The sequence below is a fragment of the Streptomyces sp. JLBG701 genome, assembly GCF_058544905.1.
The window spans coordinates 800,541-816,843 of sequence record NZ_CM178588.1 but is presented as its reverse complement, the minus strand read 5'-3'; the positions used below and the strand labels follow the sequence as shown (position 1 = coordinate 816,843).

The window sequence follows — 16,303 nt, the reverse complement described above, 5'->3', positions numbered from 1 at the left end:
GGAGGCCAGGTCAAGTCGTACTCAGAGTACGTGGCTTGACGGATCGTCGAGGGTTTTGGCCGGTGATTCCGGCACGTGTTCGACGGGCTTGTGTTCTAGGGGGCCGTGCAGATGTAGATGGGCCCGTGCCAGGGCTCGCACTCCGGGTCGTTCGCGGTGGGCATGGGCGTCGGGGTCGGTGCAGGAGTCGGCTCCATCGTGACCGGAGCCGGGCTTACCGGGGCGGTGCTCGGGGTGGCCGACTGGGGCTTCGCGCTCGTCGACGAGGTAACCGTCGCCTCGGGAGTCGGAACATCACTGGCCGGAGCCGATCCCGCCACCGACGGCTCGGACACCTTCACCGAAGCGCTGCTGGGCGCCCGCAGCGTCGTCGAGCTCTCCGCCGTGACCGCCCGTTGCTGCGGCACCGAGGGTGAACCCCCGGCGCTGAGCATGATCCCGGCCGCCACGGCGGCGCCCGTCACGGTCACCCCGATCGCGGTGATCGCGGCAGCAGGCACTTGCCCGCGCCGCCCAGCACGAAGACCAGCAGAGTAGGCGGGCATGCGGTCCCAGTGCGTCGCGCGGGCAGGGTCGTCCGGCGCTCCGGGGTGGGTGCGCAGGAACGCCTGCCGCATGCCCTCGCGGGCACGGTGCGGGAGTACGGCCGTGGCGCCCTGCTCGGCGCCGATGCGGGCGCCGATGTCCTCCAGGGGCCGGCCCTCCGCCTCCGCCGGCCACGGCGCCGTCACCCAGCGTTGCGGGAGCTGGCCCAGTGCGCGTACCAGCACCGGGGACATTGCCGACCTCGTGTCCCGCGGACAGCCGCCGCCAGACTTGGTCTCCCGATTCTCTCCGGTGATTTCGCGCGAATTTGCAACTCTAAATGACCAATGCACCATTTGGGTGTGACGCAGGTCACATCGACAGTTTCCGGGTTCCGCGTAATGAGAGCGGCACCTGCGCGGTCGTACAGGCGCCGGCAAACGCGGCAGACCTCTCACCCGCAGTGGAGACCCGACCATGGACATGACCCTCGACCAGCCCGCCCGCGCCCGACTGATCACCGCCGACGAGCGGCAGCTCCCGGTGTCCGCCACGCTCCGCTACAGCTCTCTCGACCCGCTGGCCGTGCACATCGAGTTCCCGCCCGAGGTCTCCCTCGACGGCACCGGAGTCACCTGGACCTTCGCCCGCGCCCTGCTGGAGGAGGGCCTTGCTCAGCCCGCCGGGAGCGGGGACGTGCACCTGTGGCCGTGCGGCCGGGCCCGGACGGTCGTCGAGTTCCACTCGCCGTACGGTCTCGCCCTGCTCCAGTTCGACACCCCGTCCCTGCGTAGCTTTCTGCTGCGCACGTACGCCGTGGTGCCGGCCGGGGAGGAGGACCTCGGCTCGGCCGTCGACCGCGGTCTTAGCTCGCTGTTCGGCAGTGTCTGAGGGCAACGCGCCCGCCGGGCGGCCGCTTTGACTTTTGTTCATCTCCGGCTCACCACGCAGGTATGGACCTTGACGAACGCCCCGTGCAGCCTTGCGCGCGGTGTGCCGCAGGGGCACGCCCGTGACGAGGACGGGGCGAATGACACCGATCAGCCGAAGAGACTTCGTGGGGCTCGGCGCTTCCCTGACGGCGGGCATGGCGACGATCGCCGGTTCGCGCACGGGCGTCTGAAGGGCGTCCGCGGCTTCGGCGACCGCAGCGGCATCACACTCAGTGGCGGCCGGTCGGTCTTCAACCAGTCGAACGGCACGGGCTGTCAGTACCCGTGGAAGCTCAGCGCCACCCCGGACGCGGGCGGCACGGACGGCGAGACCCTCGCCCAGTGCAACGGTGACCTGCCGCACTCCTGGGCCTCGCAGCACTCCGCGTGGAACAAGGGCCGCCTCGACAACTGGGTGTCCGGCGTGGGCAACGTCCGCTCGCTCGGCTACCTGGACCGCTCCGACATCCCGTTCCACTACGCGCTCGCCGACAACTACACGATCTGCGACGCCTACTTCTGCTCCACGCTCAGCGCGACCGGCCCCAACCGCACCTACCTGTGGAGCGGCAAGGTCGACGGCTCCAGCTACGACGGCGGTGACGAGTCCGGCCTGACCTGGCAGAACTACGCCCAGGCGCTCCAGAACGCGGGAGTGACCCTACGCGGCGTAGAGCTCCGGGCGCGGGGCGAGTTCGACGGCCATGCGGCCGCCGCTCTCCAGCGCCCGGACCCCGGCCTCGGCGACAACGGAGGCCGCGTAGCCGTCCCAGGCGCTGGGGCCGGTGACCCGTCCCTGCCGGGTGGCGTCGACCCAGGCCTGGAGCTCGCGGTCGTAGGCGTCCGTGAACCGCACGAGGTAGTCCTGCGGCACGTCCGCGCCCGCGCTGCCCCGTGTGGTGACGACCATGCCGTGCTCGTCGCCGATCCGGGCGCTGCCCGCCTCGCAGACGGCCTCGCAGCGCACCTGGTAGCCGAAGCCGGAGTTGACGAAGACCTCCACGTCCACGAGGGCGCCCCGCTCGGTCTCGAACAGCACGAACTGCGGGTCGAGCAGGCCCTCGGGGGCGTTCGCCGACGGCCGGGGGCGGAGCACGGTCACCGCGGTCAGCTCCTGGCCGAGCAGCCAGCGGGCCGCGTCGATCTCGTGCGAGACGGAGCTGTCGATCAGCTCCGCGGAGGTGAAGCCGGGCGGGGAGGAGACGTTGCGGTGGACGCAGTGCAACATCAGCGGACGCCCCAACCGCCCCTCGTCCAGCAGCGACTTGAGGCGCCGGTACTCGACGTCGTAGCGCCGCATGAACCCGATCTGCGCCAGCCGCCGCCCGAGCCGCGCCTCCGCCTCCACCACGCGGAACGCTCCCGCGGAGTCCGGCACCATGGGCTTCTCGCACAGCACCGGCAGCCCTCGCGCGAACGCCTCGAGCAGCGCCTCCTCGTGCGCGGGACCTGGCGAGGCGATCAGTACGGCCGCCACCCCGGGCGCGTCGAGTGCGCTCACCGTGTCCGTGTGCACCGAGACCCCGTCAAGGCCGGCGACCGCTTCCTTGGCCCGCTCGGGATCCGGGTCGGCCACCGCGGCGACCCTGGCGCCGCTCACCACCTGGCCGAGTCGGCGTATGTGGTCGGCGCCCATGTGCCCCGCACCCAGCACGGCCACGCCCAGCAGGTCATCCACGTGCGCACTCCCTCGCGGTCGACTGTCCCGCCGTAGCGTAACCGCGAGGGAACGGGCCAAACCCGGATGCTCTCAGTACCGCAGCACACCTGCGATGCCCGCCGCGGCGCCCAGTGTGCCGTCCGGGACGAAGCGGACGTCGGCGCCCGTCTCCAGGCACTGTTCGACGATCTCGTCCACGATGTCCTCGCGGGCGTCGAGATCGCCGCTCGTGGCCGGGATCAGATGGTCGCCGTCGCTGTCGCGGACCGTCACGCGGTAGTTCTCCTCGACGGCCAGGAGACGGACGCGGCCCTCGCGCGCGTTCTGCCAGAGCTCGTCGACACCGGCCGCGAACTCCTTGCGCCCGCGGGCCGATTCGAGTTCCCGGGCCACGGCGTCGGTGTTCTTGCGGGCCTCCGCGTCGACCAGTGGTCGTACGGCCTGCCACACGGCGTCGGGAGTGCCGTTCGCGAGGCCGCCGTGCGCGACGTGCACGGCGTCCTTGGTGACGCTGCCGACCTCGTCCAGCAGGGACAGCGCCGCCTGCTCGCCGGTGACGTACAGCGGCCGCGGCTGCTCGCGCAGCACCCTGCTCAGCACGGTGTCCGCCTCGCGCAGGAAGTGGCGGGTGCCCTCGTCCCGGTAGGTGCTGGGCAGATCGCCGATGCGCTCCATGCGCTCGGCGTCGAAGTTCTCGACGTCACGGGTCAGCGGGAAGCCGCCGGTGCGCTCCTCGGTGACACGGTCGACGCCGCCGCTCCACAGGGTGACGCGGTCGGGGGCGACGGAGAGCACCCAGAACGGCTGCTCGGCGGCCTGCGCGGAGACGAGGTTGCGGGTCAGGAAGGTGTCCGAGAGCACCACGCGCTCGGGCACCGTGCGGGCCAGTGACCACACCTGGTGCTCACCGGGCGCCGCGAAGATCACCAGACCGTCCTCCGTGTGCGCCAGGTCCACCTCCGCGAGAGCGCGGTCGAGCTGCTGGAAGAGATCGACGCGCCGCTCGCGGGTGACCGAGGGGTCGGCCTCCAGCTGCTTCTTGGCCTCGGCCACGACATTGCGCAGCCGGACCGGATCCTGGGCCTTGTCGGGGTCACGGCGATGTGTGGGCGTCAGCACGGACACCGCGGGATAGGTGCGCGGGCGCCGCAGTTCGGTGAGGGTCGCGGGACTCAGTGCGTGCTCCATACGAGCACGATAGGTCCGATCGGCCTATCGGGCACTCGGGGCATTTCGGTGCCGTCACCATGGAAACGCCGACGTGGGGCAGACTGTCCCAGGCCCAGCGATCGATTCGGCCGTCAATGCCTCTGATACGGAGCAGCTCGTGAGCACACCGCGGGACTTGATGATCGTCGCCCTCGCCGGGGTGCCCGGAGGCCCCGTGGAGCCCGGTGATCTGTCCCTCGCCCTCGCGGGAGCCGAGCTGATCGACCTCGTCGACGCCGAGGCCCTCACGCTGGCGGGCGACCGCATCGTGCCGAAGCCGCAACCGCCCATCTCCGACCGCCTGTTGGACGAGGCCGCGGCGTTGCTGACGCGGCAGCCGCCGTACGAGTCGGTCGAGGAGTGGCTGTGGCGCAGGGGCCGTGACCTGTCCTTGGCCTACGCGTCCGCGCTGGAGGAGGAGGGCCAGGTCATCCGGCAACGGGGCCGCTGGACGCCCTTCCGGACGGGCCGCACCATCCTGGCCGATTCCGCCGCCCGACGGGGCGCGGAGGCTCGCTGGGTGTCGGAGGAACCCGTTCTCGCCGCGCTCGCGGCGGCCGCCGGACTGCGGGACAAGGCGGCCGCGAACCTCCCGGACACGGCCGAGGACGCGGTCACCGTGGTCGCCGCCGTCCACGACGCGGTGATGGAGCTGGAGGCCGTCCGGCGCCGGCGCGCCATCGAGGAAGCGGCGTTCGACAACGTGTGGCGCGGCGCGTAGGGCCTGTCGTCTCAGCTGTCGGGGCGGAGCAACCGGGTCTCCGCGACGGGCAGTTTGCTCCACCAGTGGCCGTAGCGGCTGTAGACCTCCGGTTCGCGGTCGGCGAGGAACGTCGTCAGCGCCCGGGCCTCCGCGGCGAGCGTCTCCCACACCGTGGCCGTGAGCGGGTGGAAGGCGGTCACCTCGATGCCTCCCTCGGTCGGCCGCCACACGCCGGCCACATAGCCGTCGACCAGCACGGTCGGCAGTACGTCACCGTTCCTTCGGGCGACGAGCGTGCGGTACTCCGACGGTATGACCCGCGTGCGGTCGAAGTAGGCCAGCAGGACGCTGTCCCACATGCCCAGCAGCCGCGCCGGTGCCGGTACGTCCTCGTCGGGGCGCGGTGCCCCGGGGACGTCGAACAGCTCCTCGCCGCCCGGCCCCGCCAGCCGGTCGAGGCCGTCGGCCAGCGCCTGGAGCGCCTGCAGCGCCTTCCTGGCCCTGGCCCGCTGGACCAGCGCGAACTGCGCCACGTCCGCCACCGAGGCCGGCCCGAACCCTTCGAGATAGCGCAGGACCAGCGTCCGCAGAGCCGCGTCGGACACCTCCGGGCCCGCAAGGACCGGCCGGGCGGCGGGAGCGACGTAGGAGGGGCGCTCGCCGAACGACCACGGGGGCGTGGTGGGAGCGTGCAGCAGCGGCGCATAGTGCCGCAGCCCCCACCAGGCACCGGGTTTCGGCGGCGCACCGAACCGCTGTTCGAGCCAGGCCTCGTAGTCGGCCGTCGTCCGGGGCTGGTCGGCGAACGCCAGCAGTTCCGGGATCACGGCGTCGGCGTCCTCGGCGGTCAGCCCGGACGCCGTGAACCGGTCCCCGAGCCGGGCCGCGCGCAACGACGGCTGCACCGCCTCGTGGAAGGGCCGGTGGTCGTCGGCGTGCACGGCGTGCAACGTGATGCGCATCAGCGTCGACTTGACGACCGTACGGCCGGTGAAGGCGGCGTCGAGGTCGGCCGGGTCGAAGCCCGCGAGGCGGTTCCACAGCGCGAGGTAGGGCGAGGCAGCCTGCTGGGCCTGGAGCGCGACCACCTGCCGTACCGCGTCGGGAACGCCGAGCGTCTCCCGCCGCAACAGCAACTGCCGGGCCAGCGTGGCACGGTTGAGCTCCCGGGCGGTGACCTTCATGCGGTCACTTTAGTGTTCAGTCGCCTTGGTGTTCAGTCGTCGTCCGCCGCACAGGAGCTGCCGTCCGCAGGCAGGGAGCCGTACAGCAGGAAGTCGTCGACCTTGCGGTGCACGCACTTCGAGGAGCCGTAACCGGTGTGGCCCTCACCTTTGTTGTCGAGCACGACGGCCGAGGGGCCGAGCCGCTTCGCGGTCTCCACGGTCCAGCGGTACGGCGTCGCGGGATCGCCGCGTGTGCCGACCAGGAGCATCTTCGACGTGTGTACGTCCTTCACCTCGTCGCGGATGAAGTCGGTGCCCTTGGGGCGGCCATAGCACATGAGCACCTGGGTGAGCCGGTACTCGCCGAAGACCGGCGACGCCTCCTCGTAATCGGCGCGCAGCCGGTCGAGGTCCTCGGTGACCTGGTCGGCGGTGGGCCGGTCGGGGTCGTCCGCGCAGTTGATCGCCATCAGCGCCGCCGGGAGGTTGTCGAAGGGGACGTCCTCCTCGTCGACGAGCCCGCCGTCACCGTCCCCTTGCGGCCGGGCGGCCCCGCCGGACGAGAACGCCATGATCCCGCGCGTGTCCCCGTCCTCCACCAGCGAGGCGAGGGCGCGTTCGAGCAGGGGCCACGTCTGCTTGCTGTAGAGGCCCTGGCCGATGGCGCCCACGAGATCCTGCCCGGCGAACTCGTCACCGAGGTCCGTGGGCACCGGGTCCTCGTCGAGCGAGTCCACCAGCCGTACGACCTCCTCCCGGGCCGTGCGCGGATCCTGCCCGAACGGACAGGCGATGTCCTCGGCGCACCAGTCGATGAAGTCGTCCAGCGCGGTCTGCTGTCCCTCGGCGCCCACGATCCCCTGCTCGGACAGCGGTTCGGTGAGGGTGTCGACGCCGTCGAAGGCCAACCGGCCGACCTTCTTGGGGAATTGGGCCGCGTACACCGCGCCGAGCCGGGTTCCGTAGGAGAAGCCCAGGTAGTTGAGCTTCTTGTCGCCGAGGGCCTGGCGCATCACGTCCATGTCCCGTGAGGCGTTGACGGTGCCTATGTGGGGGAGAACCGGGCCGGAGTGCTTGGCGCAGGCGGCGGCCGCCTCCCGCAACTGCTTGAGCACGGCCTGCGGATCGACCTCGTCCGCACTCTCCTCCGTGGCGGCGTAGGCCTCGTCGGCACCGTCGCCGCAACTGACCGGCGAGGACCTGCCGACACCGCGGGGATCGAAGGTGACCACGTCGTAGCCGTTGGTCAGCCCCATGAACTCCTTGCCGCCGAAGCCGAGTTGGCTGATGCCCGCGCCGCCGGGACCGCCGAAGTTCAGCAGTACCGAGCCACGTGACTTCCCCGTCGCCCGGTAGCGGGCCAGCGCCACGTCGAGCGTTGCGCCGCCGGGCCTCGCGTAGTCGAGGGGCACGGTCACCTTGCCGCACTGGAGATCCTTGGGCAGGTACAGGCCCTCGCAGGCCGACCACTTGACCTTCTGCCGGTAGAACCGGCTCAGGTCGGGCTCGCCGCCCGCCGCGGGCAGCCCCGCTGCCAGCAGGGCCAGCGTGACGGCTGAGACGTACGCGCAGCGCCGGACGGCCGCGGGCCGCGTTGACAGCAGGGCCGGCATCGATGCCTCCAGGGACGTCGCGCTGCGGACGGGGACCAGTGCCCTCGATCACGATAGGCGGGCCCCTGCGACCTCGCCTCCGGGCGAGCGGAACGGTGCCGGGTGTCCTACCCTGCGCGCGTTCATTGCGCATACAAGTGATTTGGCGCCAGTTCGATAACCGTGACGCTCGATGGAGTGAAAGGCCGATAAGCCATAACTCGGATGGTTCGCCTGCGTTTTAACCGGTGCGGGCGAGTGCCCGTGACCATGTCTGGAAGGCAGGGAACCTATGAGAAGGGTTACCCGAAACGGTGTGATCGCCGTCGCCGCCGCATGCGGCGCGATGGCTGTGACGATGCCGGTGACCGCCGCATTTGCGGCTGAGGGGGGCGCCGCGGCGGACGGCGCCGCGGCAGGCTCGCGGGGGCTGATCTCCGGCAACACCGTCCAGCTCCCGGTGCACGTCCCCGTGAACGTGTGCGGGAACACCGTGAACGTGGTGGGGCTCCTCAATCCCGCCGCGGGCAACGAATGCGCCAATGAGGACACGGGGCAGGCCCCGGATGGCACGCCTGGTGGGGCTGCTGCTCAGGGCAGCGGAAAGGATTCACCCGGTGTGATCTCCGGCAACGGGGTGCACCTCCCCGTCCACCTCCCGGTGAACGTGAGCGGCAACACCGTGAGCGTGGTCGGCGCCGGCAACGCGGCTGTCGGCAACCAGTCCACGAACACCCCCGGCGACCGCCCCCACCACCCCACGAAGCCGGCCCCGAGGCCGCCCGCCCCGCCCAAGGCCCACCCGGAACCGAGGTCGGTCCCGCACGCCGGGCCGCAGCCGCCGGCCTCCCTCGCCCACACGGGCACGGACGCGACCCTGCCGGCCGTCGCCGGAAGCGCGGCGCTGGTCCTGGGCGGAGCCGCCCTGTACCGCCGCTTCCGCCCCGGCGCGGAGCGCTGACACCGCCCTCCGAGCCGCAGGACGGAGCACGGAAGGCCCCACCGGATCCGTGACCGGTGGGGCCTCCGCGCGGGTCGCGGACGACGCAACTCGCGCACCTCCCACGTCAGTTCGGGCACCGTTCCGTCGCTGCCCACCAGAACCGAACGGCTCGTCCCCGGACTCCGGAGCCTCGGCCGCCAGCTCCACGCAACGGCACAGGTACGGCAGTTCGGTGACCTGCACGGCCACGACGTGCAGCCCTTCTCGCGAGGTGGTCTCCGATGCGCAGGCTACGTCCGTCGACGCCCGGCCGGAAACGCGTACCGCCGCCCGAGCACAACCGCGGCGAGCGCGACCAGGATCAGGGGAAGTGCCGTCCAGGGCAGTACCCCCGCGCCCCCGCCCGCCAGGGCGACGCCCCCGGTGAGCGAGCCCGCCGCGATGCCCGCGTTGTACACCGTGGTCTGCAAGGACGTGGCCACATCGGCGTTCGCGGGCCCCGAGGCGTCGACCAACGCGGTCTGGATCAGCGTCGGCGCACCACCGAAGGCGGCACCCCACAGCGCGACGCAGGCCAGGAGCACGCCGGGAGCGCCGGAGCGGTGGCCGAGTACGAGCATCACGGCCGCGATCAGCGCCAGAGCAGCGAGCAGGGTCGGCCGCAGCCACCGGTCGACCAGCACCCCCGTGATCCAGATGCCGACGACGGTCGCCATCCCGAACACCAGCAGCACCAGCCCCGTACGGCCGAACCCGGCGTGCTCCGCGAACGGCGCGACGTACGTGTACATCACCTGATGGCCAAGGAGCAGGAACAGCGTGACGGTCAGGACGGCGGGAATCCCCGGCAGCACGGCCACCCGCACGAGCGGCACGCGCGCGTCCGGCGCCTCACCCGGGAAACCGGGCACCCGCCACCGCACCCAGCCCGCCAGCAGCAGCGCGAGCCCGGCCAGCAGGCCGAAGGCCGCGCGCCAGCCGAACACCCCGGCCAGCGCGGTGCCGGCCGGCACGCCCAGGGACAGCGCGAGCGTGATCCCGGCCAGCACGACCGCGATCGCCCGGCCGCGCCGCTCGACGGGCACCATCCGTGCCGCGTACCCCACGAGCATCGCCCACAGCGTGCCGCCCATGGCCCCGGCCAGGAGCCGGGCCGTGAAGACGAGGGCGTACGACGACGACAGCGCGACCACCGCGTTGGCGCACGCGAAGCCGAGCAGCGCGCCGACGAGCACGGGCCGGCGCGGAAGTCCGCGCAGCAGGGCGGTGAGCGGGATCGCGGCCGCGAAGGAGGCGAGCGCGTAACCGGTGACGAGGAAACCGGCCCGCGCCTCGGAGACGCCCAGCGCCGGTGCCATCCGGGGGAGCAGGCCGGCGGGGAGCAGTTCGGTCACGACGGCGGTGAAGGCGGCGGTGGACAGGGCGAGCAGCCCGGACCACGGCAGCGCGGCCGGCACGGCGGTGCCCTTGGCCAAGGATGCGGAGGACATGCGACCATGCTGAAACCTTCACATCAGTGTGAAAGGCAAGGGCGACCGCCGGAGGCAGTCATGAAGATCGGCGAGCTCTCGCGGCGCACCGGCGTCCCCACGCGGCTGCTGCGCTACTACGAGGAACAGGACCTGCTGCACCCCGAACGGGCCGAAAACGGCTACCGCTCCTACGGCGAGCAGGCGGTCCGGGACGTCCAGCAGATCCGCGGACTGCTGGACTCGGGGCTCACCACCGAGATGATCCGAGCCATCCTGCCGTATCTGTCCGGCCCCGAGGAGATCCACCTCCACCCCGAGTGCCTGACCCCGGAGACGGCCGCCCTGCTGCGCGGCGAGGTCGACCGCATCCAGGCCCGCATCGACTGCCTGGCCCGCAACCGCGACCGGCTGCGCGCGTATCTGGCGGCGGTGCAACCGGACGACGCGATTCCGTCGTAGTGGTCTTAACCCATTGCCACGATTGGCCCCGGATGATGGAGTGATCCCATGGATCATGCCGGGGTACTCGCTCTCTTCGATCGCGACATCCGTGAGGGGGCGCAGCCCGACGGCCCCGGAGCCCGGATCGAGCGGGTCGGCAGGGTGGTGCGCCAAGTCGCCTCCGAGCAGGGCTGGAACGGTGTCGTCTGGTCCGACCTGGACGAGGCCGGCGCCGACGAGGCGATCGCCGCGCAGGTCGCGTACTTCACCGGGCTCGGCCTCGAATTCGAGTGGAAGCTCTACGGTCACGACCTGCCGATGGACCTCGGACACCGGCTCGCGGCGGCCGGCTTCACCCCCGAGCCAGAAGAGACGCTGATGATCGCCGAGGTCAACGCTCTCGACCTGGACACCGACCCGCCCGAGGGCATCCGCGTCCTGCCCGTCACCGACCGGGCGGGCGTCGACCTCGTGGCGGACGTGCACGAGAAGGCCTTCGGCACGGACAGCACACGGCTGCGGCACCAGCTGCTCGCCCGGCTCACCGCCGAACCGGACACGGTCGTCGCGGTGGTCGCCCTCGACGGCGACGTGCCGGTGAGCGCGGCCCGCATGGAACTCGTGCCCGGCTCCCGTTTCGCCGGCCTCTGGGGCGGCGGCACCGTGGAGGCCTGGCGCGGACGAGGCATCTACCGCGCCCTGGTCGCCCACCGCGCCCGCGCCGCCGTGGACCGCGGCTACCGGTACCTCCAGGTCGACGCCATGAGCCAGAGCCGCCCCGTCCTGGAACGCCTCGGCTTCGCGCCCCTGACCACGACGACGCCGTACGTGTACGTCCCGTAGCGCCGCGGATGTCACATCCGCGCCCGCCCGATCCGTCGCATGGTCATGACGACGAACCAGAGCAATCAGAGCATCCTCCTGGCGGGCGCGAGCGGTGTCTTCGGCCGGCACATCACCCGGGCCCTGACCGACGCCGGACACAAGGTCACCGGCCTCGGCCGGTCGGCGACGAGCGGAGTCCGGGCCGACCTCATGGACCGCGACGCGCTGCTGCGGGCCGTCGACGGACACCACTTCGACACCGTGATCCACGCGGCCACCGGCCTGCGCAAGCCGCCCCTGCGCCACCGCGACATGCACGCCACGAACGCGCTGCGCACCGACGGCACCGCACACCTCATCGAGGCCGCGCAGGCGACCGGCGCCCGCCGTTTCGTGTCCGAGTCGATGATCTTCGGTTACGGCTACGGCGACCACGGCGACCAGGAGATCACCGAGAACGACACCTTCGGCCCGCACGGCACCTCGCCCGAACTGGAACGGCACGTCGGTGCCATGCGCGTCAAGGAGCAACTGACCTTCGAGGCGGCCGGGTTGGACGGCATCGCACTCCGCTTCGGCCTGTTCTACGGCCCCGGCGGCACCGACGCCATCCTGTCCATGCTGCGCAAGCGTCAGTTGCCCCTTCCGAACGACCGCGGCCGGGTCCTGCCGTGGATCGAACTGACCGACGCGGCGAGCGCGGTCGTCGCCGCCGTCGAACGCGGGCGCCCGGGCGAGGCGTACAACATCGTGGACCGCGCCCCGCTCGGCTTCCGGTCCCATGTGCTGTGCGTGGCCGAGGAGTTCGGGGTGCCGAGGCCGATGTCCGTACCGCTGTGGCTGGTGAAGCCGATGTCGTACGTCCACACGGTCATGGAGTCGTCGATGCGGGTGTCCGCGGCGAAGGCGGAACGGGAACTGGGCTGGCGTCCCGCCCATGCGTCGGCCCGTGACGGTCTGGCCGCGATGAAGAGGGGGCGTTGAACGCAGTCGCGGTCCGCATATGCCCAGCGGGGGCCGAACGGGCCCTCGCCGAGGGCCGGTTGGCCCCGCGCGCCCGCTCGGTGCCGCTGCGACTCTGATGGCATGGGGTGCACGGACCACCCCACGGGGGACAGCCTCCCGCGGCGCCTGGTCACTCCCGCTCGGGTTGGGGCGCACGGTAGAGGCGGCTGGCCCGCCGATGACGTGGGGAGCAACATCGGCGGGCCTGACCCGGACACTCCCGTATTCCGTCACCGTAGTCCTGCGCGGTGCGCGGAGGAACGGGCTCAGAGGCCGAGTTGGTACTCGACCGCCCGGTGCGTGGGCAGGTACCCGAGCGCGTCGTTCACCGCGCGCATCGGCGCGTTGCCGTCCGCGGTGTCGGTGAGGAGACCGGCGAGCAGCGGGTGGCGCTGCCGGGCCCGCAGGATGGAGGCCGCCTTCATCCAGCGGGCGAGGCCGTGTCCACGGTGTTCGGGGAGCACCGCCGTGCCGTAGTGCTGGGCATCGCCCAACCCGTCGCCGGGCACGACGAGTTCGGAGAAACCGACCACGGTGCCGTCCACCGTGTCCACCGCGGCGACGGTGTGCAGCAGGTCCCCGCGCCCCGCGACCGCCTCGGCCGCCGCGACCACCCGTTCCACATCCCAGACGACCGTGCCGTAGTCGGTGTCCTCCATGGGCATGTCGTCCATGGCGCGCCGCGAGGCCGCGTACGACTGGGCGAGCTCGTCGGGCACCGTGCCGTCCCAGTCCGTCAACCGGTAGGCCGGGTGGGGCCGTTCGGTCAGTTCCCCGATCGCCGCGAGGTCGGCGTCGGCCAGGGACAGCCTGGCGTACGTGAGGGAGAGCACCTGTGTGAAGCCTCGCGCCGCCAGGAACTGGTCGGCGGGGGAGCCCTGTTCGGCCTGGGCGAGGAGTGAGCGACGACCGTCCGCCCGTGCCGCCGCGACGGCCGCCTCCAGCAGCCGGGTGCCGACCCCCTGACGCCGCTCGGCGCCGTGGACCGCGATCTCCAGTTCGGCCAGGTGCTCCTGACCCGCCCTCAGAAACAGCCGCAGGAAGGCGGAACCGACCGGCACTCCGTCGGCGCCGGAGGCCAGCCAGGCCAGACGGCGGCCGGAGGCGCCGGGTTCGGGATCGGTCAGCGGCGTGATGCGCAGGGTCAACGGGGCTCCGTCACGGTCGAGTGGGGCGGCGAGCCCGCAGAACCTAGCCGCGGCTCGCCGCCGTACGCAACGGAATTAGTCGGGCCGGCCCTGCGCCGTCGCCCAGGCGTGCCGTCAGCGGCGCGTCCTCGGCCTTGACCTCGTCCGGTCCAGCGCGGCGACGCCCAGTGCGGCGAGGCCGATCTGGATGAGCCACTCGACCCAGTCCACGCCCTTGGTGTCCTGCACGTCGAACCCGGCCGCGATCGCCGAGCCGAGCAGCGCGGCCACGATGCCGACGCCGATCGTCCACAGGATGCCGATGCGCTGACGGCCCGGTACGACGAGCCGCCCCAGCACACCGATGATGATGCCGATAATGATGGCGCTGATGATGCCTGAGATCTCCATCTCCGCCCCTCTTTGTCGTAACCCCCGATGAGTTGCGTGTTCCCGCTGGAGCCGCAGGCAGTCCGCCCCGCTTTCGTGGGCGATTCTCTGTTCACCGCCCCGACATGCCATGTACCTTTCAATCGTTCCACGCGTGTAGAACAGTCGATCACCGTTCTACGCGCGCAGACTTGGCGCCCCGCACCGCCTCTCTTCCACCCCACACGGAGGTTCGTCGGATGCTTGGATCCGGAAGATCCCGCCGCAGACTGACCAGTGCTCTGGCCGGGTTGGGGCTGCTCGTCACAGGAGCCGCCCTCCAGGTCTCCACCAGTGCCACGCCGGCCCACGCGGCCACCCCCTATCGCATCCTGTTCGACAACGCCCACGCCGAGACGGCCGGCAACGCCGACTGGATCATCTCCACCAGCCAGCCAGACCCGCTCGGTGAGGACTCCTCGCCGTCCTCCGAGAGCGACTGGACCGGCGCCATCTCCTCGTGGGGCGTCGCCCTGCAGCAGACCGGCAACTACAGCCTCAAGACACTGCCTTCGGGCAGCTCGATCACGTACGGCACCTCGGCCGCCACCGACCTGTCGAACTTCGACACGTTCGTGCTGCCCGAGCCCAACACGCTGTTCACGACCGCCGAGAAGACCGCCATCATGACGTTCGTGCAGAACGGCGGCGGGCTGTTCATGGTGTCCGACCACACCGGCGCCGACCGTAACAACGACGGCGAGGACGCGGTCGAGATCCTCAACGACCTGATGACCAACAACAGCGTCGACTCGACCGACCCGTTCGGTTTCTCCGTCGACTCGCTGAGCATCAGCTCCGACTACCCGTCGGCGATCAGCGACAGCACGAACGCCGTCCTCCACGGCTCCTTCGGCACGGTCACCAAGAGCCTCATCGCCAGCGGTACGACGGCCACCCTCAAGCCCGCCGACAACTCCAACGTCAAGGGCCTGCTCTACCGCACCGGTTACTCCGGCAACACCGGGGCCTTCTTCGCCACCAGCACCTTCGGCAGCGGCCGGGTCGCCTTCTGGGGTGACAGCTCCCCGATCGACGACGACACGGGCCAGTCCGGCAACACCCTGTACGACGGCTGGAACGACACCGGCGCCACCAACGCCGAACTCGCCCTCAACGCCACCGAATGGCTCTCCGGTGCCACCGACAGCGGGGGCGGTGACGACGGTGGAGACGACGGCGGCACGTGCACCGCGGCCCAGCTCCTCGGCAACAACGGCTTCGAGTCGGGCAGCAGCACCTGGACCGCCACCAGCGGCGTCATCACCAACTCCAGCAGCGAGTCCGCCCGCACCGGCTCCTACTACGCCTGGCTCGACGGCTACGGATCGGCCCACACGGACACGCTCTCCCAGTCGGTGACCATCCCGTCCGGCTGCACCACGGCCACGCTCAGCTTCTATCTGCACATCGACACGGCGGAGACCACCACCAGCACCGCGTACGACAAGCTGACGGTCACCGCCGGATCCACCACCCTGGCCACCTACTCCAACCTCAACGCCGCAAGCGGATACGCTCTCAAGAGCTTCAGCGTCTCCTCGCTGGCCGGCACCACCGCCACCATCAAGTTCACCGGCGTCGAAGGCTCCACCCTCCAGACGTCGTTCGTCATCGACGACACCGCGCTCAACGTCAGCTGAGCCGTACGACGGTTTCGCCGGTGGCGCCTGGACGCGGCCACCGGCGATCCACCACCCACCCGGTGGCGGCGACCACCTCGTCCGTGATGTCGACGACTGTGCGCCCGTCGGTCGCCACCCGCAGGGTGCCGTCGGACGCCCGCTCGTCCAGGAGCCGCGCCTTGCGCGCACTGCCAGCCAGCTCGTGCGCCAGCTCGGACCCGAGTTCCCGCCCGGTCAGCCGTAGTTCGGCCGTCTCGTCGGTGGCGGTCAGCAATACACGCACCATCCGTACGTCGTCCCCCATCACCCGCCGGAACATGGCCCCCGCCTCCTCCAACACGCATACGGTGTTGGTGTAGACGAGCCGCCGGTATCCGAGCTCCGCGTAATTCCGCCAGACGGCGGCCAGGTTCCGCTCGCCGATGACAGCCCGTCGCGGATCGCCCTCGGGCGCCGGATGCACCTGCCCCATGAAGTCGCCGTCGATCACGGCATGGGCCACCTCGGCACCGCGCAGCCGCGCCGAAACCTCCCATCCCACCGTCGTCTTACCGACTCCCGCGCGTCCCCCGATGAGCAGTACCTCGGCCTGTGTCATCGAACCAGCGTGCCGGAGGGCACCGGCGCCGGGCGACCGGGTTTCATCGGT

General features: G+C 71.3%; 16 protein-coding genes and 1 pseudogene. 8 read left to right on the top strand and 9 right to left on the bottom strand.

The features are described from left to right. Positions 1 to 95: 95 nt before the first annotated feature. Positions 96 to 779, bottom strand: coding sequence for a hypothetical protein (locus AC5DRG_RS03725; RefSeq protein ID WP_491808006.1), 684 nt, complete (start codon positions 777 to 779; stop codon positions 96 to 98). Positions 780 to 1,002: 223 nt separating this feature from the next. On the opposite strand from AC5DRG_RS03725, the gene AC5DRG_RS03720 reads away from it, so the two are divergent. Together AC5DRG_RS03720 and AC5DRG_RS03715 are read left to right on the top strand one after the other, a co-directional pair. Further along, positions 1,003 to 1,416: an SsgA family sporulation/cell division regulator gene (locus AC5DRG_RS03720; protein ID WP_491808005.1), complete on the top strand. Its 414-nt coding sequence runs from the start codon at positions 1,003 to 1,005 to the stop codon at positions 1,414 to 1,416. A 196-nt stretch (positions 1,417 to 1,612) separates the two neighbouring features. Then, a pseudogene (locus AC5DRG_RS03715) lies at positions 1,613 to 2,118 on the top strand (alkaline phosphatase family protein); the annotation flags it as partial. On the opposite strand, the gene AC5DRG_RS03710 reads toward AC5DRG_RS03715, so the two are convergent. After that, complete coding sequence (locus tag AC5DRG_RS03710) at positions 2,119 to 3,135, bottom strand: Gfo/Idh/MocA family protein (RefSeq protein WP_491808004.1); 1,017 nt, start codon at positions 3,133 to 3,135, stop codon at positions 2,119 to 2,121. 72 nt (positions 3,136 to 3,207) lie between these two features. Then, positions 3,208 to 4,305, bottom strand: coding sequence for a baeRF3 domain-containing protein (locus tag AC5DRG_RS03705; protein WP_491808003.1), 1,098 nt, complete (start codon positions 4,303 to 4,305; stop codon positions 3,208 to 3,210). A gap of 139 nt (positions 4,306 to 4,444) precedes the next feature. Here AC5DRG_RS03705 and AC5DRG_RS03700 point away from each other — a divergent pair, with 139 nt between their 5' ends. After that, positions 4,445 to 5,047 (top strand): GOLPH3/VPS74 family protein, encoded by a 603-nt coding sequence (locus AC5DRG_RS03700; protein ID WP_491808002.1) that lies wholly within the window; start codon positions 4,445 to 4,447, stop codon positions 5,045 to 5,047. Between the two features lie 11 nt (positions 5,048 to 5,058). Here the strand turns inward: AC5DRG_RS03700 and AC5DRG_RS03695 are convergent, their stop codons facing one another. Both AC5DRG_RS03695 and AC5DRG_RS03690 read right to left on the bottom strand, forming a co-directional pair. Next, positions 5,059 to 6,213, bottom strand: a complete 1,155-nt coding sequence (locus AC5DRG_RS03695) for a winged helix DNA-binding domain-containing protein (RefSeq protein WP_491808001.1) — start codon at positions 6,211 to 6,213, stop codon at positions 5,059 to 5,061. Between the two features lie 32 nt (positions 6,214 to 6,245). After that, entirely contained in the window at positions 6,246 to 7,808 is a 1,563-nt protein-coding gene (locus AC5DRG_RS03690; RefSeq protein WP_491807999.1) for an alpha/beta hydrolase, read from the bottom strand. A 271-nt stretch (positions 7,809 to 8,079) separates the two neighbouring features. Between AC5DRG_RS03690 and AC5DRG_RS03685 the strand changes: the two genes are divergently transcribed. Beyond that, complete coding sequence (locus tag AC5DRG_RS03685) at positions 8,080 to 8,748, top strand: chaplin (protein ID WP_491807997.1); 669 nt, start codon at positions 8,080 to 8,082, stop codon at positions 8,746 to 8,748. A gap of 272 nt (positions 8,749 to 9,020) precedes the next feature. On the opposite strand, the gene AC5DRG_RS03680 is transcribed toward AC5DRG_RS03685, so the two are convergent. Beyond that, the gene (locus tag AC5DRG_RS03680; protein WP_491807996.1) at positions 9,021 to 10,220 is read right to left on the bottom strand and encodes an MFS transporter; all 1,200 of its coding nucleotides are present in this window, start codon (positions 10,218 to 10,220) and stop codon (positions 9,021 to 9,023) included. Positions 10,221 to 10,280: 60 nt separating this feature from the next. Here AC5DRG_RS03680 and AC5DRG_RS03675 point away from each other — a divergent pair, with 60 nt between their 5' ends. Genes AC5DRG_RS03675 through AC5DRG_RS03665 form a run of 3 tightly spaced genes read left to right on the top strand, consistent with a single transcriptional unit; the run spans position 10,281 to position 12,452 of the window. After that, positions 10,281 to 10,661: a MerR family transcriptional regulator gene (locus AC5DRG_RS03675; RefSeq protein WP_491807995.1), complete on the top strand. Its 381-nt coding sequence runs from the start codon at positions 10,281 to 10,283 to the stop codon at positions 10,659 to 10,661. 48 nt (positions 10,662 to 10,709) lie between these two features. Further along, on the top strand, positions 10,710 to 11,486 hold the full coding sequence (locus AC5DRG_RS03670; RefSeq protein ID WP_491807994.1) for a GNAT family N-acetyltransferase: 777 nt from the start codon (positions 10,710 to 10,712) through the stop codon (positions 11,484 to 11,486). 39 nt (positions 11,487 to 11,525) lie between these two features. Next, a complete protein-coding gene (locus AC5DRG_RS03665) occupies positions 11,526 to 12,452 on the top strand; it encodes an NAD-dependent epimerase/dehydratase family protein (RefSeq protein ID WP_491807993.1) in 927 nt (308 codons plus the stop codon). Between the two features lie 287 nt (positions 12,453 to 12,739). Here AC5DRG_RS03665 and AC5DRG_RS03660 read toward each other — a convergent pair whose 3' ends face one another. Both AC5DRG_RS03660 and AC5DRG_RS03655 read right to left on the bottom strand, forming a co-directional pair. Further along, complete coding sequence (locus AC5DRG_RS03660) at positions 12,740 to 13,621, bottom strand: GNAT family N-acetyltransferase (RefSeq protein WP_491807992.1); 882 nt, start codon at positions 13,619 to 13,621, stop codon at positions 12,740 to 12,742. A gap of 114 nt (positions 13,622 to 13,735) precedes the next feature. Beyond that, entirely contained in the window at positions 13,736 to 14,011 is a 276-nt protein-coding gene (locus AC5DRG_RS03655; protein ID WP_491807991.1) for a GlsB/YeaQ/YmgE family stress response membrane protein, read from the bottom strand. 218 nt (positions 14,012 to 14,229) lie between these two features. Between AC5DRG_RS03655 and AC5DRG_RS03650 the strand changes: the two genes are divergently transcribed. Further along, entirely contained in the window at positions 14,230 to 15,672 is a 1,443-nt protein-coding gene (locus AC5DRG_RS03650) for a hydrolase (RefSeq protein ID WP_491807990.1), read from the top strand. Here AC5DRG_RS03650 and AC5DRG_RS03645 read toward each other — a convergent pair. After that, positions 15,665 to 16,252 carry a hypothetical protein gene (locus tag AC5DRG_RS03645; RefSeq protein WP_491807989.1) on the bottom strand — a complete coding sequence of 196 codons (588 nt, stop codon included), beginning with the start codon at positions 16,250 to 16,252 and terminating at the stop codon, positions 15,665 to 15,667. The genes AC5DRG_RS03650 and AC5DRG_RS03645 overlap by 8 nt on opposite strands. Positions 16,253 to 16,303 lie beyond the last annotated feature (51 nt).